Source organism: Xenorhabdus mauleonii, assembly GCF_900113945.1.
Classification (GTDB): domain Bacteria; phylum Pseudomonadota; class Gammaproteobacteria; order Enterobacterales; family Enterobacteriaceae; genus Xenorhabdus; species Xenorhabdus mauleonii.
In genome coordinates this window covers 136,312-161,879 of the sequence record NZ_FORG01000004.1, presented here as the reverse complement: position 1 = coordinate 161,879, position 25,568 = coordinate 136,312, and the positions used below count along the sequence as shown (strand labels likewise).

At 40.4% G+C, this 25,568-nt stretch carries 20 protein-coding genes; 10 read left to right on the top strand and 10 right to left on the bottom strand.

Going from position 1 to position 25,568, the window contains the following annotated elements; all coding sequences use genetic code 11:
* Positions 1-391: 391 nt before the first annotated feature.
* Both BM100_RS05525 and BM100_RS05520 read left to right on the top strand, forming a co-directional pair.
* A complete protein-coding gene (locus tag BM100_RS05525; protein ID WP_092508742.1) occupies positions 392-3,451 on the top strand; it encodes an autotransporter domain-containing protein in 3,060 nt (1,019 codons plus the stop codon).
* Between the two features lie 253 nt (positions 3,452-3,704).
* Positions 3,705-5,225 carry a trypsin-like serine peptidase gene (locus tag BM100_RS05520; RefSeq protein WP_092508740.1) on the top strand — a complete coding sequence of 507 codons (1,521 nt, stop codon included), beginning with the start codon at positions 3,705-3,707 and terminating at the stop codon, positions 5,223-5,225.
* Positions 5,226-5,336: 111 nt separating this feature from the next.
* On the opposite strand, the gene BM100_RS05515 is transcribed toward BM100_RS05520, so the two are convergent.
* Complete coding sequence (locus BM100_RS05515) at positions 5,337-6,086, bottom strand: class I SAM-dependent methyltransferase (RefSeq protein ID WP_092508738.1); 750 nt, start codon at positions 6,084-6,086, stop codon at positions 5,337-5,339.
* Positions 6,087-6,260: 174 nt separating this feature from the next.
* On the opposite strand from BM100_RS05515, the gene BM100_RS05510 reads away from it, so the two are divergent.
* Positions 6,261-7,478, top strand: coding sequence for an MFS transporter (locus BM100_RS05510; protein ID WP_092508736.1), 1,218 nt, complete (start codon positions 6,261-6,263; stop codon positions 7,476-7,478).
* Positions 7,479-7,509: 31 nt separating this feature from the next.
* On the opposite strand, the gene BM100_RS05505 is transcribed toward BM100_RS05510, so the two are convergent.
* Complete coding sequence (locus BM100_RS05505; protein WP_092508734.1) at positions 7,510-9,456, bottom strand: pyridoxal phosphate-dependent decarboxylase family protein; 1,947 nt, start codon at positions 9,454-9,456, stop codon at positions 7,510-7,512.
* A 493-nt stretch (positions 9,457-9,949) separates the two neighbouring features.
* Complete coding sequence (locus tag BM100_RS05500; protein ID WP_092508732.1) at positions 9,950-10,549, bottom strand: TetR/AcrR family transcriptional regulator; 600 nt, start codon at positions 10,547-10,549, stop codon at positions 9,950-9,952.
* 598 nt (positions 10,550-11,147) lie between these two features.
* Here BM100_RS05500 and BM100_RS05495 point away from each other — a divergent pair.
* The 3 genes from BM100_RS05495 to BM100_RS05485 are packed head-to-tail and all read left to right on the top strand — an operon-like array spanning position 11,148 to position 14,119.
* Complete coding sequence (locus tag BM100_RS05495; RefSeq protein WP_211284485.1) at positions 11,148-11,327, top strand: hypothetical protein; 180 nt, start codon at positions 11,148-11,150, stop codon at positions 11,325-11,327.
* A 1-nt stretch (position 11,328) separates the two neighbouring features.
* Complete coding sequence (locus tag BM100_RS05490; protein ID WP_092508730.1) at positions 11,329-12,651, top strand: flavin monoamine oxidase family protein; 1,323 nt, start codon at positions 11,329-11,331, stop codon at positions 12,649-12,651.
* Positions 12,644-14,119, top strand: coding sequence for a flavin-containing monooxygenase (locus BM100_RS05485; protein WP_092508728.1), 1,476 nt, complete (start codon positions 12,644-12,646; stop codon positions 14,117-14,119). Before BM100_RS05490 ends, BM100_RS05485 begins: the two co-directional genes overlap by 8 nt.
* A gap of 242 nt (positions 14,120-14,361) precedes the next feature.
* On the opposite strand, the gene BM100_RS05480 is transcribed toward BM100_RS05485, so the two are convergent.
* The gene (locus BM100_RS05480) at positions 14,362-15,261 is read right to left on the bottom strand and encodes a dimethyl sulfoxide reductase anchor subunit family protein (RefSeq protein WP_092508726.1); all 900 of its coding nucleotides are present in this window, start codon (positions 15,259-15,261) and stop codon (positions 14,362-14,364) included.
* A gap of 265 nt (positions 15,262-15,526) precedes the next feature.
* Between BM100_RS05480 and BM100_RS05475 the strand changes: the two genes are divergently transcribed.
* Together BM100_RS05475 and uspE are read left to right on the top strand one after the other, a co-directional pair.
* Positions 15,527-16,282 (top strand): fumarate/nitrate reduction transcriptional regulator Fnr, encoded by a 756-nt coding sequence (locus BM100_RS05475; RefSeq protein ID WP_092508724.1) that lies wholly within the window; start codon positions 15,527-15,529, stop codon positions 16,280-16,282.
* 127 nt (positions 16,283-16,409) lie between these two features.
* Positions 16,410-17,354 (top strand): universal stress protein UspE, encoded by a 945-nt coding sequence (gene uspE / locus BM100_RS05470; RefSeq protein ID WP_092508722.1) that lies wholly within the window; start codon positions 16,410-16,412, stop codon positions 17,352-17,354.
* A 95-nt stretch (positions 17,355-17,449) separates the two neighbouring features.
* On the opposite strand, the gene BM100_RS05465 is transcribed toward uspE, so the two are convergent.
* The 3 genes from BM100_RS05465 to BM100_RS23805 all read right to left on the bottom strand — a co-directional run bounded on the left by BM100_RS05465 (position 17,450) and on the right by BM100_RS23805 (position 19,922).
* On the bottom strand, positions 17,450-18,334 hold the full coding sequence (locus BM100_RS05465) for a DMT family transporter (RefSeq protein ID WP_092508720.1): 885 nt from the start codon (positions 18,332-18,334) through the stop codon (positions 17,450-17,452).
* Between the two features lie 144 nt (positions 18,335-18,478).
* Positions 18,479-19,495 carry a tyrosine-type recombinase/integrase gene (locus BM100_RS05460; RefSeq protein WP_092508718.1) on the bottom strand — a complete coding sequence of 339 codons (1,017 nt, stop codon included), beginning with the start codon at positions 19,493-19,495 and terminating at the stop codon, positions 18,479-18,481.
* Between the two features lie 304 nt (positions 19,496-19,799).
* Positions 19,800-19,922, bottom strand: a complete 123-nt coding sequence (locus tag BM100_RS23805; RefSeq protein WP_274539931.1) for a hypothetical protein — start codon at positions 19,920-19,922, stop codon at positions 19,800-19,802.
* Between the two features lie 162 nt (positions 19,923-20,084).
* Here BM100_RS23805 and BM100_RS05455 point away from each other — a divergent pair, with 162 nt between their 5' ends.
* Positions 20,085-20,993: an arginase family protein gene (locus BM100_RS05455; protein ID WP_092508716.1), complete on the top strand. Its 909-nt coding sequence runs from the start codon at positions 20,085-20,087 to the stop codon at positions 20,991-20,993.
* Positions 20,994-21,049: 56 nt separating this feature from the next.
* Here the strand turns inward: BM100_RS05455 and BM100_RS05450 are convergent, their stop codons facing one another.
* The 3 genes from BM100_RS05450 to BM100_RS05440 form a co-directional block, all read right to left on the bottom strand.
* Positions 21,050-21,625 (bottom strand): hypothetical protein, encoded by a 576-nt coding sequence (locus tag BM100_RS05450; protein WP_092508714.1) that lies wholly within the window; start codon positions 21,623-21,625, stop codon positions 21,050-21,052.
* An 88-nt stretch (positions 21,626-21,713) separates the two neighbouring features.
* Positions 21,714-22,673 carry a carbon-nitrogen hydrolase family protein gene (locus BM100_RS05445; RefSeq protein ID WP_092508712.1) on the bottom strand — a complete coding sequence of 320 codons (960 nt, stop codon included), beginning with the start codon at positions 22,671-22,673 and terminating at the stop codon, positions 21,714-21,716.
* A 315-nt stretch (positions 22,674-22,988) separates the two neighbouring features.
* Complete coding sequence (locus tag BM100_RS05440) at positions 22,989-23,810, bottom strand: dioxygenase family protein (RefSeq protein WP_092508710.1); 822 nt, start codon at positions 23,808-23,810, stop codon at positions 22,989-22,991.
* Positions 23,811-24,187: 377 nt separating this feature from the next.
* On the opposite strand from BM100_RS05440, the gene BM100_RS05435 reads away from it, so the two are divergent.
* Positions 24,188-25,564, top strand: a complete 1,377-nt coding sequence (locus BM100_RS05435) for an amidase (RefSeq protein WP_092508708.1) — start codon at positions 24,188-24,190, stop codon at positions 25,562-25,564.
* The last annotated feature ends 4 nt before the right edge of the window (positions 25,565-25,568 follow it).

Below are 25,568 nucleotides of genomic sequence, written 5' to 3'. Positions count from 1 at the left end.
AATAGCAACTTTAAGCAATATAAAAACAACTATAATTATTAACAATAACTTAACAATTTGGTTCGTTAAAGTTTCACATGAACACAAAAACATGATCACAATCAATATCTTACGCATATTTCGGTATTTTTCTTTTTTGTTTAACTTATGTTACAAAATGGTTAACAGAAAATATTGCATTTTGGTCTTGATTATTATGCTATATCGCTCTGTAAGCAGATAGTTATGGCAAAGTTTATCCTCTATTTAATATTTTATTATATAGGGCTAAATCCCCCTGCCTGCTTGCCGCAATTTATACCATCGGTTTTATAAATAAGGACTTTTCAAGGAGCGATGTGCCAAACAGCGAATTGAAAGTCTCCACTTTATTAAAAATGGAAACTCTCTCATGAAAAAAAACAATTCGGCACGACCGATTTTTTTGTGGATGACATTATTTTTTGGATTATTACCTGTAAATGCGTCAATGGCAGCGACCGAATATCACGAACAAGGTAAGAAAAATCTACCTGACAGCTGGTTATCGGAAGAATTTAATCATCAATGGGGATTGGCCGCTATTGGTGCCCATTATGCTTATGCCCGGGGTTACACAGGAAAAGGCATCAATGTTGGTGTTTTGGATGAAGCGGTAACCCACCACCCTGAATTTGCAAAAAAACTGAACATCCTTAGTCCGGAAGATCCCTGGAATTATGATGAAAACCCCTATACTGGAATCATTGAGTTCGGTGCTCACGGGAACCATGTTTCCGGAATCATTGCAGCGAATCGTGACGGTAAGGAAATGCATGGCGTGGCATTTGATGCGGGGCTGATTACTGGCAAGTATTTGCAAAACCAATTCAACCGCACAGAAGCCATGATACAGAGTAATGCGCGCATTATTAACAATAGTTGGGGTGTTCGCCCTAAATACTATAAAGATGAAAACGGTAAGCCAATCCGGTTGCCAGATGGTACGGTGCATTATTATAAAGTTACCTTGAAAGATGTCGAAGACTATGTCGAACCAATCAAAGATGAAATAGATAGGTTAAGTCGTTACCCTATTCCAGTTCGTGATGACTACACTACGAGAACCGCGGGATTATTACGAGCAGCGCGTGAAGGGAAATTAGTTGTTTTTGCAGCGGGAAATGCCAATAACTATAACGAGACTTGGTTACATGCCGGCATGCCGTATTTCTTCCCTGATGCATTGAAAAATTATCTCAGTGTCGCCAATGTGACCAAAGAAAATAAGCTCAATCTTTCATCAACCAGCTGCGGTTATACCGCCAGCTACTGCTTGTCGGCTCCCGGCACAAAAATCTACAGCAGTACAGGTAGTTTCGTTTCTCTAAATCCAGGAGGAAGGATAGACGAAGATGCTCTTGATGATAACGAATTAAAGATTGATCCTACATATGAGGCTTATACCGGAACATCTATGGCCTCTCCCCATGTCGCTGGAGCCGCCGCCGTCCTGATGCAACGCTTCCCGTACATGACCACCGGACAAATCTCTGATGTTCTGAAAACCACGGCTACTGATTTAGGCGATCCAGGTCTGGATAAACTGTATGGTTGGGGGATGCTGAATCTGAAAGATGCCATTGATGGGCCTAAAATGTTCATCACAGAGAAAGATATTCCCAACGATTTCTATATTAAGGGTTCTTATACTGAGACTCAATTTATAGCCAATATCCCGGGCATCGGCGGTGTGGTTGAAAAAGGAACAACTGTAGAGCGTGTATGCGATAGCATTGAGTGCGCCTATGATAGTTGGAGCAATGATATCAGTGGTCACGGCGGTTTGACGAAAACGGGCAGTGGTATGCTTGAGCTTGCTGGTAAAAACAGCACCTATAAAGGCCCAACGTTGGTAGAAAATGGTCTGTTGCAAGTTAGCGGCGGCATCACTTCAGACGTCACTGTACAGAAAGGCGCAACACTGGGCGGAAACGGCAAAGTGGGTTCTATCGTTGCCAATGCCGGCGCTAATATTGCCCCGGGTAATGCCGATTCAAGTGGGACATTGAGTGTTGATCGCGATGTTACTTTCCACAACGGTTCACTCTACCACATTGAAGTTGCACCAAATAACCCAGGCTATGGCGACCGCATTGCCAGCAATGGTTCCGCAACAATCAAGGGTGGTGAAGTTAGGGTTAAATTGGAAAACGGCAGCAATTTATTATCGAAGCCAGAAGTCCGTAGTTTGCTTGGTCAGCAATACAATATTTTGCAAGCAAACAATGGGATCACTGGTCAATTTTCTGCTGTCGAGCCGAACTATTTGTTCATTGGCACAGGGCTAAGTTACCAGCCTAATCGCGTGATGTTGGATATCAAACGCAATTCCACCCGTTTTTCAAGTTTTGCTCAGACATCTAATGAGCGCTCATTGGCGAATGCTGCCGATAAACTGAATCTTGGGCATCCGGTATACGAAAGTATTCTGATGTCTGATACATCAGTACAAGCCAGTAAAGCATTTCAGCAACTTTCGTCTGGTCAGATCCATGCAGATATCGTTGGTGCTCAAATCGATAACAGCCGTTATCTGCGCGATACGCTGAATACCCGCTTGCGTCAGGCAGATGGTGGCATGATCGGGCAAAATATCAAAGTAGATCAAAACGGTGTCTGGGCGCAGATGATAGGTAACTGGCAACGTGCTAAAGGCAGCGATGACATCAGTGGCTACCGTGTATCTAACTACGGTGTCTTACTGGGTGCTGATAAAGATTTGGGCAATGATTGGCGGCTTGGTGTAGCGACCGGTTATACGCGCTCATCTCTGGATGGTGGCGCTAACACCTCAGCGGATAGCAATAATTTCCACCTTGCTATTTATGGTAGCAAGCAAATTAATGCCTTAGCATTGCGTACCGGTGTAGCTTATAGCTGGCATCGCTTTGATACAAAACGTTCAGTTGCCTTTGGTAGCCAGTTCGATAATCTGAAAGCGAAATATGGAGCGAAGACCGGGCAATTGTTTACTGAAGCAGCTTACAGCATGGACACCGCGTTGGTGGGATTAGAGCCATTTGCCAACTTGTCTCATGTTAACTTCCGTAATGATGGCATTAATGAACATGGCGGCGCGGCGGCATTGAATGCTAGCAAACAGTCAAAAAATGCCACTCTCTCGACCTTAGGTTTACGTGCCTCTAAAAAATGGCAGACTGAAAATGAACTTACTGTAAGTTTGTATGGTGAGTTAGGCTGGCAACATCAGTTTGGCAATGTAGATCGCGGTACTAAATTAAGTTTCAGCAATAGCAATGCCGCATTTACACTCAATAGCGTTTCAGCTTCGCGTGACGCTGCTGTGGTCAAAGCAGGAACTGAATTAAGCATCAGTGAAAACACTAAATTATCTCTGGGATATAACGGTGTTTTATCCAGCAGCCACACGGATAACGGTGTATTCCTGAATGCCAATTGGCGGTTCTGATAAGTCAGAAAATAGAGATGAGTAATAAATAGCAAGTAAAAATTACTTATCTTTTTTACAACAAAACTCACTGCTGACAATGGTTGGCAGTGAGTTTTTACTTTACTGAGTGTCAGATTCTAAGATTCTCTGTATGGGCGAATAGTGGCGGTTGCTGTGTACAGACGATGGTACAAATAGCCTCGGTAGTCATAATCAATGATTAAATATGATAATGGATTCAAGTCATTGAAACATACAAAGGAGAAAAATTATGACTTATCGTAAAGCCCTATTAATCAGTTTGCTATCTGTTTCGGCAGGTTCAAACGCGCTGGTTTTAAATAATGCAGAAGCTAATCCGACCGTGCCTTTTGTCACAGCAAATGATAATGGTGCTCCATTGATGAAATCAACCGATCCTGGTGCTGAGAAATACAGAACCGTCGGCAAATTCGTGGGTTATTCACATTGTACCGCAACCCTGATTTCTGGTGAAAACACGCCAAGCAGCAATACACCTGCGTTGATACTGACTGCAGGTCACTGTGTTGACAGTAATGTTGGGACAAATGATGTGATAGTTGATCAACCTGCGGAAGCTCATTGGGAATTCACCCCCGATTATTTCATCGATAAAAAAGATAATCTTACCCCGATAAAAGTTAATCGTGTTCTATATTCAACGATGAAAAAAGAAGATATCGCGGTTTTACAATTGGATGCGACTTATGGTGATTTAGCTAAAAAAGGCTATCATCCCATGAAGCTGAAGAAAAACCTTGATATGAAAAATCAGCCCATCGTATTAACACATATTCCTGTTGATAATGTTGATTACAACTACGCTTACCTCAGAAAATCTGAGTGTAATATTACCGGGAAATCACCTGTGTTATATGAAGGAGGATCGCCGTGGATTTGGTCACCGGTCTTCTCTGTAAACTGCGCCGGTGTTGTCGGCGGAACTTCTGGTTCACCGGTATTTGAAAAAGACCAGATAAATGTGATTGGTGTTCTCAATACTACGACAACGCCGGGAATGACCGGATGTGGTTCCAGCAGACCTTGTGTTATTGAAGACAACAAGGGAGTGCCGGCAGAAGGTGCCAGTTATTTTATTCCTGTTGACAATATTGCCAACGCACTCACAAAGGATAGCAAGCTAGAACTGTCTAAGCTCCAGAATAATAGCGGCAACATCGTAGAAAGAAGTAATCCTTGGTCATCGTGGATATCTCAAAGTGTCGATCCAATGAATGGCGAAATAGCAAAATGGGACATCATTATCAAAGAAGGTGCTGATGCCAAAAGTATTCGCTATAAAACTGGACTGATCAGCAAAGTAAATTGTGCGGATGAGGCTGGATATAGTGCTTCTATCCCCGTTGAGCAAAATCCACTGGTGGACATGCTCCTTCCTAAGAAGGATGGGATCTATAAACTCTGCGTTATTCACCAGAATAAAGCCGGCCAATGGCAAAATACAAAAGATGCTTCTGTAGTGCTGCGGGAAATTGATAATACACCACCCACCATCAAACCTATTTTGAACGTAAAAGATTACGGTGGTGACAAGTGGTTTATTACTGTGACCTCAAAACCTTATGAGTTAACAGCCGCGTATGTTAAATATGGCCCAAAAGCTGAGACTAATTGTGATGATAAAGATGGCTACAGTCCTTTCTGGAGACCAATCACGTTGGATAAGTCTAAAGCTCCATGGCGCATGTGCACATACGGTGAAGATATGGCACGAAATGCAGGTCCTATTGACATTCATGAGATTAAATAACGAATTAATTACCTTTCTGATTGTTAAGTAAATTTTAAGAAACGGGTTAGTTGAAAACACTAACCCGCTTTTTTGTTGTCGTCTTTGTTACCGGCAATGATATAAATCCCTTCACTTATCTTGCCTGATAATAAAAATCATTTCTTCCGCCTGCTCATGATAGGCATCTCCTTGCCAGTTACCCAATACTTTTGTTGCGATTAAGTTTGCTTCGGCGAGTGCTTGCTGAATGTCAGCAAAGTCAGGAAACGCAATTGTTGAAAATGCCTGATATACCTGTTTATCGTTTAAGGTTTGGTAGTAAGTCCCATAAGTAACGGCATTATCGTTGATTCGAAAATCATTCCATGCCAGGACCGGGCCTAAAGTTGGGTGAGAAAATTGACGTTGAGAATCTTCTTTTGTCCAAGTCAGCCACTCTTTAACTACAGGATTACGGCTGTCAAAAATACACAATCCCCCTTCTGCTAAATGTTCGTCAATACATTTAAGCACGGCGACCCGTTCTTGATGGGTTAAAAATACTTGAAATGCATGGCCGGATAAGATGATTAGGTCGAATTTTTGGGGTAATGATAAACTTTTAGCATCAGATTTTATCCATGTAATTTGTTCTCCAGCAGGTTTGGACTTAGCAATGTCCAGCATAGAACCCGCAATATCATTACCAAATATCACCTTATCGGGATAAGTCAGGGCAATTTTATTAGTTAATGTGCCTGTGCCACAGCCGATATCTAAAATGGAATGTGCCTTGCTGGCAAGTTCTAGGTAATAATCATCATCCGGCGTCCACTCGTCGTTGTCAAAATCATAAAATTGAGCTAAATTGCTATCTTGATAGAGCCTGTCAATCATCATGTCTATTCATCCTTAATATTTCCCAATTCTTCAAAACTCAATTACCCGAATCCCCTTTCCTGCATTTCGTTACAAGCCAAATATTATTTCAGCGTGACTGTTAACACGACTGAGTAATTATCCACCACAAACCTAACTACTGACTTATTCTATTTCTTTAGAGGAGGCCTTATTATGCCGCCACGGATTAAATTACCCCAAATACCAGCAAATAGTGCTCCACATAAAAGTATTTCGCCAATCATTCTGCCTGTTTTTTCATTTATCGTGTTTTTTATTGGTGCGACAGAATTTATGTTATCTCCTATGTTGAAACCATTAACTGAAGCATTTAATACCACAATGGAAAAAGCAACTTGGTTGATATCCGGTTATGCATTTGCATATGCGCTGGCAGCGCCGATTTTAGGTTGGCTGTCTGATAGGATAAACCGACATAAATTGTTCTTGATATCTTTATTGTTTCTTTCATTTGATGGATTGGCGCTGACTATCGCTCCAAATTTAGAAATCGCCATTGGATTACGTATATTCGGTGGTATTGCTTCCGCTGCTTTAGTACCGCTCATTTTTTCGCTTATTGCAGATATTTTTCCACCCCATAAACAAGCGCCTGCCATGGGGATCGTTATGTTGGGAATGACCGCAGGAATTGCTGGTGGCCCTATATTTGCTGGCGTACTAACGGAAGCGTTTAATTGGCAGCTACCATTCTGGGTAAGTGCATTAGGATATCTTTTGCTCTATTTTCTGAGCAGAAATGTAATTTCAATTCCGATTCAGAGTAACACGCGAAATAAATATCAAGCCTTGGCTTTTCAATGGATACGGCAAGGAAATGTAATGCGCCCCCTGATTGCCAAAGGGCTTTGGAATGGAACTGCGGTATCCTCGTTTATATTATCCGGGGAAGTGCTGCGGCAATATTATGATCTGACAACGGGAGCGATTGGGATGTCTGTTTCTGTCTTTGGGGTCGGCCTTGGGTTTGGAAATCTAGCTACTCGCTTCGTGAAATATCTTGATATCAGTAATGAACGGATACTGTTGCTAGCAATCGTGTTTATTTTCGTTACCAGCACTATATTCATGCTAATGCCAATATCTCTATTTTTCAGCCTCGCATGTTTAACGCTATGGGGATGCTCACTTGGCATGGCTGCACCAATCAGCACATCCATTCTGGCAAGCCGAGCAAAACACGATAAAGGCCAGGTATTGGCCGTTTCAGAGAGTTTGAATAACCTAACAATTTTGTTTCTTCTCCCCATTTACACCCTATTGTTGACACAATATGGAGCTGCAATAGCGGTCATCCTACCCGGTATCGGTTTTATCATAGGAATTTGGTTAATATGTAAAGACAACATAAGTGACACTGTAACCAAATAAAGAGCTTGGGTATTTCCCAAGCTCGCTAAAATTAGGCTAATTCAATGAATGGGACATAAAGATTTGATATTAATCGCGCTTTCTTTTCTTCTTCGTCAACTAATTGGTTTAATTTTTTAACAAAGATAGTATGAAGTTGTTGCCAGAATTCCTCGAAATATTCTTCATTACGCAAGCTATATGTCATTACCGCCGCCCGCAATACATAGATGCGGTGAACTTTTTCCCATTCACTGCGGCTGAACCCACATTTTTCAGCGTAGCGCCACGGTGTATCACCATATTCTTTATAATCCAGAATCGTTGATGAGGTAATGAAATCGTTGGTATATGCGCGGCCTGTTGAATAGGAGCAAAGTTCGTAAAGCCGTTTGTTAAGCTCATTATGATTGCTCAGGCTATTGTTCCCCGCCTCCTTAAAGGTGAAATTGATCATATGGAAATCAGGAGATGGCATGATGTGTACTTCAAACCGATGCTTACCTACTTCTATTGGAGGCAGTTTGCCTAACTTTTCCAATAACCGATGTGCGGTAACAATTCCGGCAGCAATGACTTTGCCGTATCCACTCACATTTAATGGCAATAAACGATGTGCCGCCCAAAGTGCTGCAGCGGTTGCCCCGGCCTTTGAACCTTCCATAATGGATGAACCCAATATCGCTTTATTGCTTGTCGATGCAGAACCGTCAGCATCTTGAAATACATAGGCTGCCTTGGATGAAATTAAATCGAGAATACGTTTATCTTTCATGCAAATGGCACCCGCTGTATATTGGATAAAACCAACTTTATGCGGGTCGATGGTAATTGAATCAACTTCTTTCATTGCTTTGAAACTGTTGTACGTTTCAGGTTTTGGCCAACTGATATCTTCCGGCATTATACCTGCGGTTTGATGATATTTAGCTAAATCATGGTATTCGACAAACTCACCTTGTTCATTCAACAACATACTACAAGCATATCCAGCATAAGCTGCATCAACATGAATATAGAATGATTGTCCGTAACGTTCTTCACACTCTTTTCTTAATGCGACGACCTCATCAATTTGGTCGATTGCCCCGACTTCTGTGGTTCCAACTACGGCAATCATTGCCAAAATTGACTCACCTTTTTCAATTAAATCAAAGGTGATCCTTCGCATGTGTTCAACATCCGTTTGATAGTTGTCATTAACAGGCAATGAAATAATATTGTCTTGACCAATGCCGAAAATATCAGCCGCTTTCATCCAAGAGTAATGTTTAGATTGCGGAACCAGCAACTTGCCCAATATTTCGTGTCTTACACCGGTGCCGCGGCATGTCATGTCTCGTATTTCTTCAAAAACACCATAACCATGCAATTCACTGATTAAATCTAGAATTTCGGCAGTTGGCATATTTCTCAACTGCTCAGGTAATTTATGGCTGACTAGATGTTTTACTTGTGGGTGTTGGGATATTGCAAAAGGTAACGTTTTTAAATTTCGGGCAACCCACACCCCTTCGTAATTAGCGACTGTCCCGCCGGATGTGATGTGTCCCCATGCCTTTTTCGTGTCATAACCAAACATGCGGCAGAGATCCAATCCACATTCAAGCTCCAGCTCTGTCGTTGTCGGAGATACTTCATAACTACAATTATTTGGGTTGTACATCATAGCCATGACGTAGGCCAGATTAGAAACCATCAACGTATCGCTGTTAATGTGTCCAAGGTAACGGGGGGAGAAAAAAGGAATTGATGTGTTTTTTAGTTTCGCTGATAGCTGGTTTAAGATCCCTTCTGTTCGGTAAAGCGTCTCTCTGTAGTTATGTTCATGGCGATCTACGGATGTAATAAACGCGGAATCACCAGGATGAAACCCAGAACGCCAATGCATATGTTCACTGACGGCGTAATCCATCATTTCCCTAAAAAAAACAGCATTTTCTGATTTCGGGCCTAGAAACAACGCATCTATATTCAAATTCTGAAATGATCTACTCATAATCCCCAACCTTTTAACCTGTTTTTGTATTCTTGTGATTTCATAAAACTATTAATATTTTGATTTTCACTGTTTTGCTGGTGGTGTAATTTTTGTGATGATGTGAAACAAAAAACATAACACCATGAATTAAATTGGTTAATTTAAAATTTAAGAGTAAATGGATTCCAAAAAAATAAAGATTATAAAAATGTTACATCGATATAACTCATAATTACCAATAAATTGATAATAAGTTAACAATTAGAGTTGAATTTGTGCGCTACACCAAATTAATTCTGAAAATTCGGCGGTAAACATACATGAAATTTTCAAAACAAAACTATAACGAATGGAATTTTTTAGAAGGGTCAATATGAAAAATGAAACAATTTTTTGAATTTTAAAGTAACTTTTTCAGAGCGTGGGACCTGCTCTGAATTTTGCTACTTTAATATTTTAAGAACTGTCTTGACGTTATGAGTGGTTAATTTTAATAAAAATTCAGGTCACTCTATCTATAAAGGGATGACATCCAAATATTGTGAAGTACTTTTACAACAGTTTTAGGATCAGCTTGAGGAGTCCGGCCAAATGCTTCGGACAGATAACGTTCTTCAAGCCAAATTAGTGCTCGAGTTGTTTCCTCTACTTCGATATCTTTACTAATCAGGCCAAGTGATTGTTCTTTATGAATACGCTTAATAGTTTCAGATATAAAATCTTGTATTAATGAGTAATAAACTTGCTCAACCCGTTCATCAGCTCCAGCAGCTTCAGCTAAAGCACGTAAAAATGCACCATGTTTATGATAAACCTCTACAAGGCACTCAATCGCTTGAAGAGAATCATCTTGAAAATTATTACCTTCTAACCAGTGATTCGCTATTTTGAATAGTTCTTGTCCAATATTTTGAACAAGCCGCAAAACCAAATCATACTTATCTCGAAAATGCACATAAAACGCTGGGCGCTTAAGGCCTGTGCGACGCATAACCTCATCAACATTTAATGCACGAAATGGGTGCTCAGTTAAAAATTGTTCAGCAGCATTCAATATTTCTTGTTCAGACTCTTTCGGGTCATGTTTAGGACGTCGTTGGTATGTCTTCATAATTACCAATAAGTTAATTGACACCATGTTTAATTGACACAGTGTAAGTGTAAAACATTAATACTTAATCAGACAAGCTAATAATGGAACTCTCATTGGTTCCTTTCCTTACTATTTGATAGTGCCAGTTTATCTCATGAGATGAGGTGACAGCTTATGTCTTTATTCAAAAAATATCACTTACCACATAAAAATATTATTTAAATCGTTCATGAAATAAAAGCTATTACCCCTTATTCAAAAAATATAATCATCAATTACACAATGTCATTGACGTCGTGTAATTGTCGCATTATTAATATTGCAAGCCGGTTTTTTATGCTCAGTGCAAAAACCAGCAGTACATGAACCAGTGATTAGAAATAGGCTTTTCATTCAACAGGAGCTGAAGTCATGGAAATAATTAAACCCGCAATTGGCATGAGTTGCCGTATTCAAGGAGATCTCATATGACGCATCGCATTATTTTTATTGATGCCGCAGGTGAAATGTGTCGCCTTACACCTCTGGTAAATAAGCTGCCAGCAAGTCTTGCAACAATGACCAGCCAGCGGTAGCTATTCGTCGCATTGTCGGTGCAGGAAAAAACTCATATCTAATGCAAAGCATGGCATCTATTACCGGTACTTCCTGCGCAGCATTTGTGGTTATGGCATTGGATCAATATGGGCAACGGGCAGGTACTTTTGCACCAGAAGATTGGAGCATGCCAAAAGATTTTTATTCAGCTTTAGAGCGCGTTGGTACGCCGAACGCCGAAATTGTGGAGAGTATTTAATATGAACTACCATTATGATGTTGCTGTTATAGGGGCAGGCTCTGCCGGATTGACTGCTGCCCGTGATTTAAGTAATGCGGGTTATTCTGTTGTTCTTCTTGAAGCACGTAATCGTATTGGTGGGCGTACCTATTCAGGAGAGGCCTTTGGTCATCCAGTAGAATTTGGGGGAGCCTACGCTCACTGGACTCAACCATATGTTTGGCGTGAATTACAACGTTATGGTATTAGTTTGGAAGCGCCCGCTGAAATCAACAAAATGCTTTGGCTTGCTGATGGCACATTGCACACCGGAACAATGGAAGAATTCAGTGCCATCGCAGCGCCACTACTCTCAAAATATTTAGGGGATGCGCGGACATGGTTCCCCGTTCCATTTTTACTTTCAGCAATGGATACACAGCCAATTGAAAAACAAACATTGGCTGATCGGCTTAATACACTCAATCTCTCGGCTTATGAGCGAGATATCATTGATGGCGCTCTATCGACTTTTGTACATAATTGGGATCAACAAGGCATTGCTCAATTTTTATTATGGACTGCAACATACTTTGGTTACTGGGACGCGTTTCTTGAAACAGCGGGGTTTTGGAACATAGAGGGAGGAACCCAACGCTTAATTCAGGCGATCCATAATGATTCTAAAGCTGAATTGCGTCTTTCTACCCCAGTTTCTGAAATCCATGATGATGGTTCAGGTATTACGATAACGACTCATGCCGGCGAACAAATTGCGACTAAAGCGGCTATTGTGGCTGTTCCACTGAATGTTCTGTCTGACTTACAAATTACACCTAATGTTGTGGAACCCGCTCGGCAAATGATAGAACACAAGTACCCAATGCGTACGATAAAAATCATGATCCGTGTCCGTGGGGAATTAGACTCCTTTGCTGCTTTTGCGCCGGTAAAACAGAATCCAATCAATACCATAAAGACTGAGTATTATCACGAAGGCGACACAATACTCGTTGGTTTTATCTCTGATGCTTCTTCTATTGATGCCAATGATCCCGAAGCGGTTCAACAAGCATTGCGCCTATTTGTACCGGACATAGAAGTAGTGGATGTCGCATTTCACGATTGGATAAATGACCCATTTTCTCAGGGAACCTGGGTACATCATCGTCCGGGGAACCTCACTGGTGCCGCCCCATTAATACGCCAACCACATGGGCGCATTCATTTTGCAGGTGGAGACATTGCAGCAATAGGAATAAGCAGTATTGAGGGGGCAATAGAAACTGGTGTTCGAGCCGCAAATAACGTGATGTCCCAACTTGCTGCAACCTCCAGCGGTGGGGGGAGCCAATATGAATGAAATGACTCAACCAACCGATACTGATGTATTGATCATTGGGGCGGGTATTTCCGGAATTAGTGCAGCTTATCACTTAAAAAAGCACCGCCCCAATAATTCATTCATCATTTTAGAAGGGCGCAATACCATTGGGGGAACATGGACACTGTTCCGTTATCCGGGAGTTCGTTCGGATTCTGATATGCCCTCTTTTGGTTTTGGTTTTAAGCCATGGACTGATGAAAAATCCCTTGCCGATGCCAGAGATATCTGTAGTTATCTACAAGATACAATTGAAGAAAATGGGATTGATGAACATATTCGCTTGGGATATAAGGTAATTAAGGCGGCTTTTTCATCTAAAAATGGAAGGTGGACGATTACAGCTGAAAATGTAGAAACTAAGACGCTATTTACATTCAATGCGCGTTTCTTACTACTGAATACAGGCTATTACGATTATAAACATGCTTACACACCGAAATTTGAAGGGAGTGAAAATTTCAAGGGTCAAATCATCCATCCCCAATATTGGCCAGAAGACTTAGACTATGCAGATAAACGTGTCGTTGTTATCGGTAGTGGTGCAACCGCCGTCACACTGATTCCATCAATGGCAGCTACAGCAAAACATGTCACCATGCTGCAGCGCTCACCAACATATATTCTTTCTGTGCCTGCTATTGATTCCACTGCTAGTTTACTGAATAAACTTCTTGGATATAAACGTGCTTATCCGATTATTCGTAAAAAAAATATCTTATTTAATCTAGTAATATATAAGGCTTGTCGCCGCTTCCCCAAAACCATGCGAAAACTGCTTATTGCAGGTGTACGCCGGAGACTTCCAAAAGATTTTGATGTTGATACCCATTTTACGCCTCGTTATAACCCATGGGATGAACGCTTATGTTTAGTGCCCGATGACGATATGTTCAAGGCAATTTCGGCAGGTCAGGCATCCGTTGTCACTGATCATATTAAACAATTTACTGAAGATGGCATTCTATTAGAATCAGGCGAGACATTAGACGCAGATATTATTGTTACAGCAACAGGGCTTAATATGCTTGCCTTTAGCCAAATTGAATTATCAGTGGATGATCGCCCTATTCACTATCCTGATACAACAATGTTTAAATCAATGATGCTTTCAGATGTACCTAATTTGGCCTTTGCTTTGGGTTATACAAATAATTCGTGGACATTAAAGGTTGATTTAGTCTGGGAGCATTTTTGCCGAATACTGGACCATATGGATAAACTGGGTTACAGCAAGTTTGAACCTATTATTCGGAAAAAGAATATGAAACGGGCACCCTTAACAGATCTGAACCCAGGATATATGCAACGAGGGCTTGCTCAATTTCCCAAAGCAGGAACAGAGGGGCCTTGGACGAGTCAGCATGCCTATGAATACGATCTTAAACGGTTGCGGCATGGCCCAGTGGCCGATGATGAATTAATTTTTAGCACGATTACACCTTAATTTCTCAGGGATGGAAGAGCTAAGTCAAACAGCCAAAGTGGCCTATCCTTTATTGGATGATTCGTCTCACTTTGTGCTGTTATTGCCGTAATTCATCGCCTGAAGAAGGATGTGTTGGATACTCTGCATAATAGGATTCGTGACGTTGTCACAACTCCTATTATGCAAAATGGAAAAAAGATGGTTTTTTTGAACAAGTAAATGGCGAGAAATATGATTTAAGTGCAGAGTGAAATCGCCAATCATACATTGCACATAATAAAGAATGTATATTGATTAACCAATTCAGCAACAAACATGAGGACAGTACCGGCAAGAATCGAACTATGGTTTTTAATCAATAAGTTATCTCTTCCCTTCCACAAGGCATAGATCCAAGTTGTCATCGCAATAATGTATAGGCACCAAGAAAGCATTCTTAACCCAAAGGCACTCTTGATATTAAGTTCAGTTTGGTGCGGAAAAATAACATTAGTATCAATTGCGGTGACTTCTGCCAACCATCCCATATAAGCAGGATGCTCAATGAGCCTTGTCGTGACACTGATAAAAACCACAAACAACGCCGTTACCACCAATTTGACAGGTAATTTACCCTTTATGCAGTTTTTTAACGGGCAGCCAATAAATGACAGTGCCAATGCAGGTCCCAGCGTAAATACTGCGCTATAGAACAAAAAATAAGTATTAACGTTTGCCCATGTGTTCATTGCGCTATTAACGTAAATAATCGTTATATAATAGAGGTCAATTAGCCCAACGACACCAATGGTCAATAAGACATAAGCATGTATTTGTTTGATAACGGCCACATAAGAGGTATACAAAACAACCAACACAAAATAAGCTGCGGCAAATGCTGTTTCAATGTTTACCCATTTCGGCATGACATTATGCAAGGATTGATAAATGCTAAATGATGGGTATTCCAAAACGTTCACAGAGGCTGCCAGCCCAATTCCTGCCAATAACCCACTTGCCAATAACGCCCTCAATAAAATCTTGTGTACAAAATAACCGGCTGAACTCTGCCATGTACTCAATTCATGCTTAAACCAGTAAATAAAAAGTGCGCTCATCAATACAAGCCCCACAGAGCTTTGCACTATCATTGTAAATGCAATCAACAACCACTCACTCATGTCAACTCTATTCCATTTATCTGCAACCAAACAACATCACCGATGCATATTATATCCATATTTTATTTATTCAATTTCAGTTTGATTGATATGTTATATCGAAAGTCTAAAATTTTACGCAAGTTACACGTGAATCCAAAAAAATTTTCACTTTTTTTTCGTTGATGATGATAAATACCGTAATTAATGCGAGTATCTTGCTCTTATCAGAGCTACCTAAATATGTTAAATTTACACATATCAATCACTTCTAATGGGCATCCCTATGATCCCGGAAAAACGTATCATTCGTCGGATTCAATCTGGTGGTTGCGCAATTCATTGCCAGGATTGTAGCATCAGCCAACTATGCATCCCTTTCACCTTAAATGAACATGAACTCGATCAGCTTGATAATATCATTGAGCGCAAGAAACCTATCCAGAAAGGTCAAACTTTATTTAAGGCCGGTGATGCTCTGAAGTCGCTCTATGCTATCCGCTCTGGAACTATCAAAAGCTATACTATCACCGAAGAAGGTGATGAGCAGATTACCGGTTTTCATCTTGCCGGTGACTTGGTAGGGTTTGATGCCATCATTAACACTGAACATCCAAGTTTCGCCCAAGCCTTGGAAACGTCAATGGTTTGCGAAATTCCATTTGAAACGTTGGATGACCTCTCTGGCAAAATGCCTAACCTCCGCCAACAAATGATGCGCTTGATGAGTGGCGAAATCAAAGGCGATCAGGAAATGATTTTGTTGTTGTCTAAAAAGAATGCGGAAGAAAGACTGGCGGCATTTATCTACAACCTGTCACGCCGTTTCGCGCAACGGGGTTTTTCACCTCGCGAATTCCGTTTAACCATGACTCGTGGAGACATCGGGAACTATCTCGGTTTGACCGTTGAAACAATCAGCCGCCTCCTTGGCCGTTTCCAGAAAAATGGCATTTTGGCAGTAAAAGGCAAATACATTGGGGTCGAAGATATGGCCAAATTAACTGAATTAGCCGGTAAAAGTCCCGCCAACGTTGCCTAACATTATCTAAATTTTAAGCCAGATCACTATATTTTACCGATCTGGCTTCTCCTTACCCTGTTATAGTTATCTATATTGGTTTATCTTCTGTATGAAAGAGGTATCCAGACTCTGTGAGGAACTCAATATGGCTAACTATCAAAATCTCTTAGTTGCAATTGACCCTAATCAGGATGATCAACCGGCACTCAGGCGTGCAGTTTATATAGTGCAACGCAATGGTGGTCGGATAAAAGCATTCTTACCTATTTACGATCTTTCATATGAAATGACCACATTACTCTCTCCAGAAGAAAGGAATGCGATGCGTAAGGGAGTCATTGGTCAAAGAGTGGCTTGGATAAAACAGCAAGCCCATTATTATCTCGAATCAGGAATTGATATTGAGATTAAAGTGGTCTGGCATAATCGTCCTTATGAAGCCATCATTCAGGAAGTCATCGTTGGTGAGCATGATTTGTTATTGAAAATGGCACATCAGCATTCCCGATTAGAATCGATGATTTTTACTCCCCTTGACTGGCATTTGTTACGCAAATGTCCTTGCCCAGTTTGGATGGTCAAAGATCAAGTATGGCCTGAAAACGGCTCCGTTGTTGTTGCAGTTAACTTATCTAATGAAGAACCTTATCATCGTGAACTCAATTTGAAGTTAGTACGTGAAACACAAGACATCGCCAACCGAATTGTTAAAGATCCACTGATTCACCTTGTTAGTGCCTACCCTGTAGCCCCTTTAAACATTGCAACCGAAATTCCTGATTTTGATCCGAATGTGTATAACCAAGCATTGCGGGGTCAACATTTGATTGCCATGAAAGAATTGCGGCAAAAATTCGGTATTGATGAGAAACAAACCCATGTCCATGAAGGGGTGCCAGAAAAAGTTATTCCGGAAACATGTGATGAATTAAATACTGGGGTCGTTGTTTTGGGTATTCTTGGCCGGACTGGATTATCCGCTGCATTTCTTGGCAATACTGCCGAACATGTTATTGACCGACTTAAATGTGATCTTTTGGCAATCAAACCTGATGGGTTTATCTGCCCTATCCATTTAAATGAACAGTAAGAGTAATAAATTCAACATTCGATGAAATGACAATGATGATGACTGATGATTTGATTGCCCGAGGTTAATTCGGGCAATCTTGTATACCCATCATTTTATTTTTCGTTTAGATTTTCAATCTTAACGTTTCCTTTTTCACGGAAAATAATTGCTAAACCGAATATGATGGCAAACATTCCAACAATACTTAAGTTTGATAAACTGTTACCTAAAAATAAATAATCCATGATTGCGGTTACGCCCGGAACCAGATAAAACAAGCTGGTAACATTAACCAAATTCCCTGCGCTGATCAGTCGATAAAGCAGTAATTGGGCTACAACTGAAATCACTAATCCCAGCCATAATGCAGGAATAATGAAGCCGACGACAGGTTCAATATGAAAAGGCTTAAATGGAACAAACAATAAGCATGCCAGTAAACTGACACCATATTGTAACGGCAGAACTTCAGAGGGAGATTGTTTAATTTGTTTTTGGAATATAGCGCCGATGCTCATGCAAGCGAGTGCAGCTAAAGCAAAAAAAGTTCCGGTAAAGGAAAATTTTGTTAATACCAATCCTTGAAATACAACGAATATTAATCCCGTTAAAGCTAATAATAGCCCCATGAAGCGGCGGGCAGAAAATCGCCTTTCCATTACCAAAAGCGTAATGATAGGTTGAATCCCCATTATCGTTGCTAAAATACCGGGAGTTATTCCATGCTCTAATGCAAGAAAATAAAAAATGGAATACCCGCCAATAATCAACAAACCAATACCGGCAACTTTTTTAATGTTTTCCGGTGCAGGAAGGTAACGTTTTCTGAACACACAGAGCAATAACAAGCATAGAAATGCAATACTAAAACGTACAGTTAAAATGGCGAAAGCAGAACTATGATCAAGTCCCCATCGGGAAAATATAGCCCCGCTACTCCATAATAAAACGAAAAGAGTCGTTGAACCGTATGTACTCCAAAACATTTTTGAGTTCATAACCAGGTATACCTGTTATTGTTGTTGCAAACGAAATAGCTTATAGCTCAATGAATAAACGCTCTATAAACTAACTTGAAAAGCCTATTATTTACAAGTCGGTTTATCGAACATACTTTAATTTTATGCGGAATTCCTGCTTCATCAAAAATCTAGATTTCTAGCTGCATTTTTCAGACGTTCGTCTCCACGGCGGTCATATTTTTGAGTGGTGATGATACTGGAATGACCCATTGCATCTTTAACGGTTACGATATCTTCCCCATTATCCAGCATCGCGGATGCAAATGTTCTGCGCAAATCATGGGGAGCAAATTTCTCCAATTCACTTTCTATTCTGCGAATTTCAAGAATATGGTAGATGGCCTGATCTGTTAAGCGATTGTCTGTAACATCATCATGACGACGGATGCGAGTAAAAAGTGGGCCGGCATGATCACCGCGCACTTCATCTATCCAACGATTCAATCGTTCCCAAGTTCCTTCCGGCATATAAGACAAACGTTCTTTATTACCTTTCCCCATAACTCTTAATGCTTGTTCACGACGAATAATATGTTTCATATCCAAAGAGACAATTTCCGCTCGCCGCAATCCACAACCAACAAGTACGCCAATGATAGCGGCGTCTCGTACACCTTTTGTACTGACATCATTTTCACAGGTAAAAAATAAGGTTTTTATTTCATAACGCTCAAGCGCCCTACCTTTGGGTAATCGGTTTCCTCTGACAGAACGTACTTGTTTAATATGTTGAAAATTGTCGGTATCGAGTTGTTTCATTGTCCATGCTTCCAATGCAACACCTTTCAACGCAGAAAGATAAGTGTTGATCGTCGCCGGTGCTTTTCCTGAATCTGAAAGCATTTCCATAACAGCTTGAATATGGTGGCGGCGTATAGCTCCCCAAATACACTCTTGTAGATTTTGATACCCGAGCATCTTTGCCACGATATTCAAAAATGATTTCATGGTCTGGCGACTACGTTTTGAGCTAAGACTAACAAGATAAGCAATCGCCGGATTGTCATATATTTGTTTTCCCGGCGTGGACAAGGACATCAATTCGCCCGTTTTTTGTCTATGCCTCGGAGAAACGATCAGTGATTTTTTCTCATTATCATTTTCGTGATTATCGTTATTTTGGTTGTGGTGGTTCAATTCAGCCTCCTGACTTCAATGTCTACAACTCCCCGAAAACATATCTCACCAATAACAAACATCCCCATTGTCTATTTTTAACTCAAATTTAAAGCACTTAAATGGTTGCTCTCTGTAAAAAATGAGGGTGTTTACTCACACCATTTTATTTCGTTAACCTTACTTTTTCAAATGTATCTTTTAATAAGTAGAAAAAATAATGTTTAAAAAACAATGAAGTATGAATACGCAAGAATAACAACGTTTGCTCATAAGAGATTAAATTAAAATCAGACTTTATCTGATTCATTCAGTTACTGCATTGCTACAGTTCAAAACCATATGCACTTCGTCTTTCAAATTGCCTCTTTGTTGGCAGCGCTCGATCACCCCGATCACCGGAGGCCAGACTTTGGCTGTTCAAATTCGTTCCCGACGAATTTGTCATTCCCCTGCCGCCACGATGCAACTTGCAATCCATTGTGTATAGAGACAATTTTGTATTACTTTGATTGGTAAAATGTTAATGGTTATGTTTACTCTTCTTTTTATCCCGTCTATGCTTCCATGTTAATTAATTTACTGATGATTGGTTAATGGAGCTCTCATTATGCATCTCATTCTTGCACCAACAAATCTTGGGTTAAGCCCGTTATGGGAGGGACACATACCGGGAACATGGCGGGCTCCACAAGTGCTGATGGAACATGGATTGGGGGAAAGGTTGCAAGCAAATTCGGTTAGCGAATTAATGAAACCAAATTATTCAGTTGAACCGCAAATGGGTACACGTATACGTAATGGTTATGGCATTCGTGACTTTAATCTTCAGTTAGCGGCCGAAGTGGCTAAAGTACAAGAACGTGGCGATTTTCCACTCATTATTGGCGGAGACTGCTCAATTTTGCTAGGCGCATTAGCAGGCTCTCGTCGGATTGGACCAGTATCACTCATCCATATTGATGGACACAGTGATTATCGCCACCCAGATAATTATGATGCGCAACAGGTGCTAGGTGCGGTGGCGGGAATGGATTTAGCGTTGGCAATAGGCCGCGGTGAAAATTTGTTAACCGATTGGCCAGATATAGAAAGTCCACTAGTGCCAGAGCAACAGGCTCTCCAACTCGGCGAACGCGAAAATCGAGATGCTGATTTTGCTTGGCCTGATATTAACCAAACCGCCATTTCGCTGATTGATGTTTTTACTGCAAATTCGATAGGTGAAAAAGGGATCATTAACAAAATCGAACAAATGTTAGCTGCACAGCCAACATGGCGTTTCTGGATACATCTCGATGTTGATGTTCTCGATCAGGCTGTCATGCCGGCAGTTGATTCACCCGGCAGTCCGGGAATTGAACCAAATTGGTTAAAAAATATTGGTGCGCAATTACTCAATAACCCATTATGCTGCGGTATGACTGTTTCTGTTTTTGATCCTGATTTAGACCCCGATGGCTGTTATGCAGAACTGATTGTTGAAATTCTAGAAGCCATGTTTTTGGCTCGTAAATAACTCATAAATTCAACCACACAAAAAGTCACAGATAAACGATGTCATAGATTAAGTGGTTAAAGCGTGTATCTTGTCCCTGGGAATGTTTTATTGATGTTACCTTTAACCACTTTATATGCTTGATGACTGTCACCCTGCACATATTTTACAAAGGGATTATTCCAGACCACACGATCCGTGGGACCCGCCATGTAAGCGAAATTTATTCCTTTACGAATAAAGGTATCTCGTGCTTGTTCCAACCAGTTTCCTCTCCCGATATAACATGCTTGAAATTTAATCACTCCAACCCGGCGAAGTGACATTCTTTTCAGATCGTCAGCTAAACTGTCCAAATTGCCCTGACAGTAAGTACGGCCTAAGCTCCACTCGGAGGAATGAGCAAAAATATCTATGCGGTCATTTTCCGTCACCGATTGAAGATAATGGAAGTTATTGTAAAAATATCCTTCTTCCTCACTGAACAGTTCAAGCATGTCCTTATATTTTGACTTTAAGTAGATATACTCTCGTGGATGGCGCTTTTTAAAGTTGTCCGCTAGAATTATTTTGATCTTACCAAAAGGCCATTTATGGGAGTTAGCTAACGGTATTTTCCCCGCAACTTTAAATATTTCATTGATGAAATCCATTGAGTTACCTCTTTTGCGAAACACAGCCATACGAGTCAAGATACGTGCCCATATGATAACGAGAACGTGATGACATAAAAAATAAACATCATTTCTTATCTTTGATAATTACTGGAGGACGTGGGGTTTTATCCAAAAGAAGGCAAGTAACATCAGACCGTGAATAATGCCCGATAGGATCTGCAACCGCTTTTGCCAATGTAATATCACTCAGATCGATATTTGCATATAACAGCCCTTCTTCATCGGGAGACAGAGGCTTGACAAGTTGTTTACCATCCGGACCGTAGATACAGGCATAACCTCCACCAGTTTCAAGCAACGATCTGTGTGCTTCTGTTTGGCACATCATATCAATCATTTCTTGTGAAACCAAACCACAGGCACCGACAAAAAAACACTGGCCTTCTAATGCATATACATTGCTGACCGCAGTGTTCATTTCACCGGACAAAGCATGAACGCGCCCTTTATATACAGAAAAACTTGGCCAAGAACCAATATGTATCTGTTCATTTTGAGCAAACATGGCGTATTTGGATAGCGGCTGAATATGTTCCCAACAATTCAATGCACCGATTTTACCAAGAGACGTATCGATAACATTTAAACTGCTGCCATCACCTTCGCCAAAAAGTGTTCTTTCTGCATGGGTAGGTTTCAGTTTTCTTCGGGTCAGTAACGTTTTACCTGAGGAATCAATAATAGATTGGGAAATATAAAGACTGCCGTAGTCTTTTTCACTAAAACCAAGCACGACCATAATATTATGATCAGCGGCAGCCCTCTCAATTCTTTGATATTGCCGGCTATTAATAACCAGTGAATTGCCATGATATTGCTTGATAAATTGCATACCCCATAAAGGTGAATCCAACCATATGAACCACGGATAACCTGGTATCCACGTTTCAGGAAATGCGATCAATTTAGCGCCATGATTGGCTGCTGATGCTATGAGGGAAATGGTTTTTTCGATAGTGGCTTCTATATCGAGAAAGATAGGCGCGGCTTGAACTGCCGCGACCCGAAATGTTGTTATCGACATAATAGATTGTTTCCTTGATACAAAAATCATTAATAGCGAGTAACTGTCTGAATAGTTAGGCGAAGAGTGACTCGACGCATGATAATTCTCCCATTTTTCTGGGAGAAAATATGTAATGAAGCTATCAGGAACTCTCTTTAATAAATAATATTTTCCGGGAAAATCGATTAATATCGCATGGTCATATGATGAAGCAGTCGAATTTTTACTATTTTTTAGAGTCTAAATTCTATTTTTTAATACCGCTTAACGTACACTTTCATCCTATTATGATTCAAAACCCGGTGATGAAATGCTTCCCTAAGAAAAATTTATTTACACTGTGTATTTAGCCAAATCATCAGGTGTTATTTTTTCGGATACATGGTTTTTATTAATAGACAATACTATTTCACCATGCAATCCATCTAATATGTTTTCGCCTACTTTCTTTATTGATAAAATTGCAGCCCCGTTTTTAACACCAGAAAAAACAGCATCATCTTCATTCTTAAGCCTGCTGATTTCTCTTGGCGAGTACATATCATTGGCCATGATTTCTTTAGATATATTTTCTGGAAAATAGAGCTGACCTACAAAATAGAATTTATCATCCTGTCTTTTTTGCACATTAGCCTTCCTTGCCGACACATGAATATGTATTGCTCTTCCGGCATAGAATCCAGGAAATATGGTGGTGAACCTGACTGCACCGTCTTTGTCTGTTCTCTGAGCCCCGCGAAGGAATGTACTTTCATCCGTTCTTGAAATGGTTCCTATACCATCTGTTGGTGCCTCTAGATCTGGGTTGATGTATTTCCAGCCTGAGTATTTTCCCATTGCATTACAATGCCATATGTCAATAAAAACATCATCTAAAGGTTTGCATGTGACAGAATCAATTATTTTCATTGTTAATAAAAGAGGTATTCCTGCCTCTTCCTCAGTTATATTCCTTCTCAGTAATTTATTATTAATAAAATATGGACCTGACATTTCCTCCGGCGCCATTTCGCAAACGCCTATATCAATGCCATTCTTTTTACTTGGTTGAGTCGATGTAGATGCAAGGGCTCCAGTCGGTACCAATGGTAATAACGAAAACATTGCTCCAGTAACACTTGCTTGTTTTAGAAAGCGTCTTCTTTCATTTTTCATAGAACTATTCCTTATATGCTATGCAATAAAATAATATGTTGTATACATTAATTTTGAAACACAGCAAGTGTAACCGTTCGCGTTTGAAATATGACAATGATATCTAATCATATGACAAACAATATTTAGAACGGAAATAACAAAAAAAGTAATAAATCATCTCGACAAAAAATGCCTTAAAAACTAGACTTCTGACCGTCAGGAGAGCAATTCTGCGTTAACTGAATCTTTCAGAATAAAAACCATAAAATAGCACACATAACATAATGCTGTTTGGCTTTATTCTCATATTTTGAATACTTCCTATGTCACTGGAAAATTTTACGAGATTAAAAAAATCATTGGAGTAAATAGATAACTGGCCGAGGAAATTAATAATGCAATTTTCTGATTATATGAATTCATCTGTAACTACACTATTAGACGCTCTTGAGCAGAGAAAAGTCACTTCTCTTAAGCTCATTGAATATGCGATTGAACGTATAAATATGCTGGATAAAGCCGGTTCTACGTTAAATGCCATTACATGGTTATTTGAAGATGAGGCAAAAAAAGCTGCGATCCAGAGTGATATGAAACGTTCTAAAGGTATTCCTTCCGGAAAATTGGAAGGAATACCCGTTCTGATTAAAGACAACATTGAAGTAGCTGGTTGGCCAACTACCGCAGGCTCTGTTGCTCTTCAAGGAATAATTGCAGAACAAGATGCCCCAATAGTCGCAAAGCTAAGGGAGGAAGGCGCTATATTGTTAGGTAAAACGGCTATGCATGAACTTGCAGCCGGTATTACCGGCGCTTCATCTTTATCAGGTTTCGCCCAGAACGCCTGGGTTCCTGGCTATTCGCCCGGTGGTTCAAGTAGTGGTTCAGCTGTTGTAGTCGCTGCTGGCTATGTTCCGCTTGCCATTGGAACGGACACGGCCGGTTCAGTGCGTATTCCGGCAGCATTTAATAATCTCTATGGGTTGAGGGCTACCCGGGGAAGTATTCCATCGGCAGGCATTGTACCTTTATCGCCAACTCAAGATATTGCTGGGCCATTCGTCAGAAGTGCCGGCGATCTCAGGCTTATTCATGAAGTATTATCTGGGAAACCATGTGAGATATCTCATGAAGATATCAAAGTAGGGTTACTGACTGAGTGGCTTTCTTACTCTGATGATGAAAGTGAGTCGATTAATGCCTTGATCATGAAAGCATTAGAAAAACTGGGTGGAAAAGAGGAAAAAATACCACAATTGCACTACCGTGATTTGTATAGCTTAACCGCCGATGCCAGTATCATCACTTTTGAATTTGCTGAGTCTTTAGAAAGATTTCTATCAGAAAATAAAAACGCGAAATTTAAATCCCTGAAAGAGATTATTGACTTAAAACTTTATCATCCACAGCTAGAGGATGCTTTTAGTATCTGGGCTTTTCATAAGGGAATGTCAGATGATGAATACTCCCTAGTTCAAGACCGGCAAGCTAGGCTTTATCAGGATTTGGAAGCATTTTTTAGTAAAAATGGGATTAATATCCTCGCATATCCTGTGATTCGCCATTCTCCAGTAAAAATCGGGCAACCACAACAATTGGAAAATAATGCCTTCCTGTCACCTGTTACTGGCGCCCCAGCATTGAGCGTTCCTGTTGGATTTACGCCTAGTGGTTTTCCGGTTGGCATGGAATTGCTAGCTCTAAAAAATAAAGAAGACCTACTTATTAAAGCTGCCTCTGTTTTTCCAGATAGCTATTCTGCCTTATTGTAAATGG

Coding starts and splice junctions, on each gene's coding strand:
- BM100_RS05525 (WP_092508742.1), top strand. CDS start 392: ATGAAAAAAAACAATTCGGCACGACCGATTTTTTTGTGGATGACATTA.
- BM100_RS05520 (WP_092508740.1), top strand. CDS start 3,705: ATGACTTATCGTAAAGCCCTATTAATCAGTTTGCTATCTGTTTCGGCA.
- BM100_RS05505 (WP_092508734.1), bottom strand. CDS start 9,456: ATGAGTAGATCATTTCAGAATTTGAATATAGATGCGTTGTTTCTAGGC.
- BM100_RS05495 (WP_211284485.1), top strand. CDS start 11,148: ATGCAAAGCATGGCATCTATTACCGGTACTTCCTGCGCAGCATTTGTG.
- BM100_RS23805 (WP_274539931.1), bottom strand. CDS start 19,922: ATGACAAATTCGTCGGGAACGAATTTGAACAGCCAAAGTCTGGCCTCC.
- BM100_RS05440 (WP_092508710.1), bottom strand. CDS start 23,810: ATGAAAAATGAAAGAAGACGCTTTCTAAAACAAGCAAGTGTTACTGGA.
- BM100_RS05455 (WP_092508716.1), top strand. CDS start 20,085: ATGCATCTCATTCTTGCACCAACAAATCTTGGGTTAAGCCCGTTATGG.
- BM100_RS05485 (WP_092508728.1), top strand. CDS start 12,644: ATGAATGAAATGACTCAACCAACCGATACTGATGTATTGATCATTGGG.
- BM100_RS05515 (WP_092508738.1), bottom strand. CDS start 6,086: ATGATGATTGACAGGCTCTATCAAGATAGCAATTTAGCTCAATTTTAT.
- BM100_RS05480 (WP_092508726.1), bottom strand. CDS start 15,261: ATGAGTGAGTGGTTGTTGATTGCATTTACAATGATAGTGCAAAGCTCT.
- BM100_RS05510 (WP_092508736.1), top strand. CDS start 6,261: ATGCCGCCACGGATTAAATTACCCCAAATACCAGCAAATAGTGCTCCA.
- BM100_RS05465 (WP_092508720.1), bottom strand. CDS start 18,334: ATGAACTCAAAAATGTTTTGGAGTACATACGGTTCAACGACTCTTTTC.
- BM100_RS05450 (WP_092508714.1), bottom strand. CDS start 21,625: ATGGATTTCATCAATGAAATATTTAAAGTTGCGGGGAAAATACCGTTA.
- BM100_RS05445 (WP_092508712.1), bottom strand. CDS start 22,673: ATGTCGATAACAACATTTCGGGTCGCGGCAGTTCAAGCCGCGCCTATC.
- BM100_RS05475 (WP_092508724.1), top strand. CDS start 15,527: ATGATCCCGGAAAAACGTATCATTCGTCGGATTCAATCTGGTGGTTGC.
- BM100_RS05500 (WP_092508732.1), bottom strand. CDS start 10,549: ATGAAGACATACCAACGACGTCCTAAACATGACCCGAAAGAGTCTGAA.
- uspE (WP_092508722.1), top strand. CDS start 16,410: ATGGCTAACTATCAAAATCTCTTAGTTGCAATTGACCCTAATCAGGAT.
- BM100_RS05435 (WP_092508708.1), top strand. CDS start 24,188: ATGCAATTTTCTGATTATATGAATTCATCTGTAACTACACTATTAGAC.
- BM100_RS05490 (WP_092508730.1), top strand. CDS start 11,329: ATGAACTACCATTATGATGTTGCTGTTATAGGGGCAGGCTCTGCCGGA.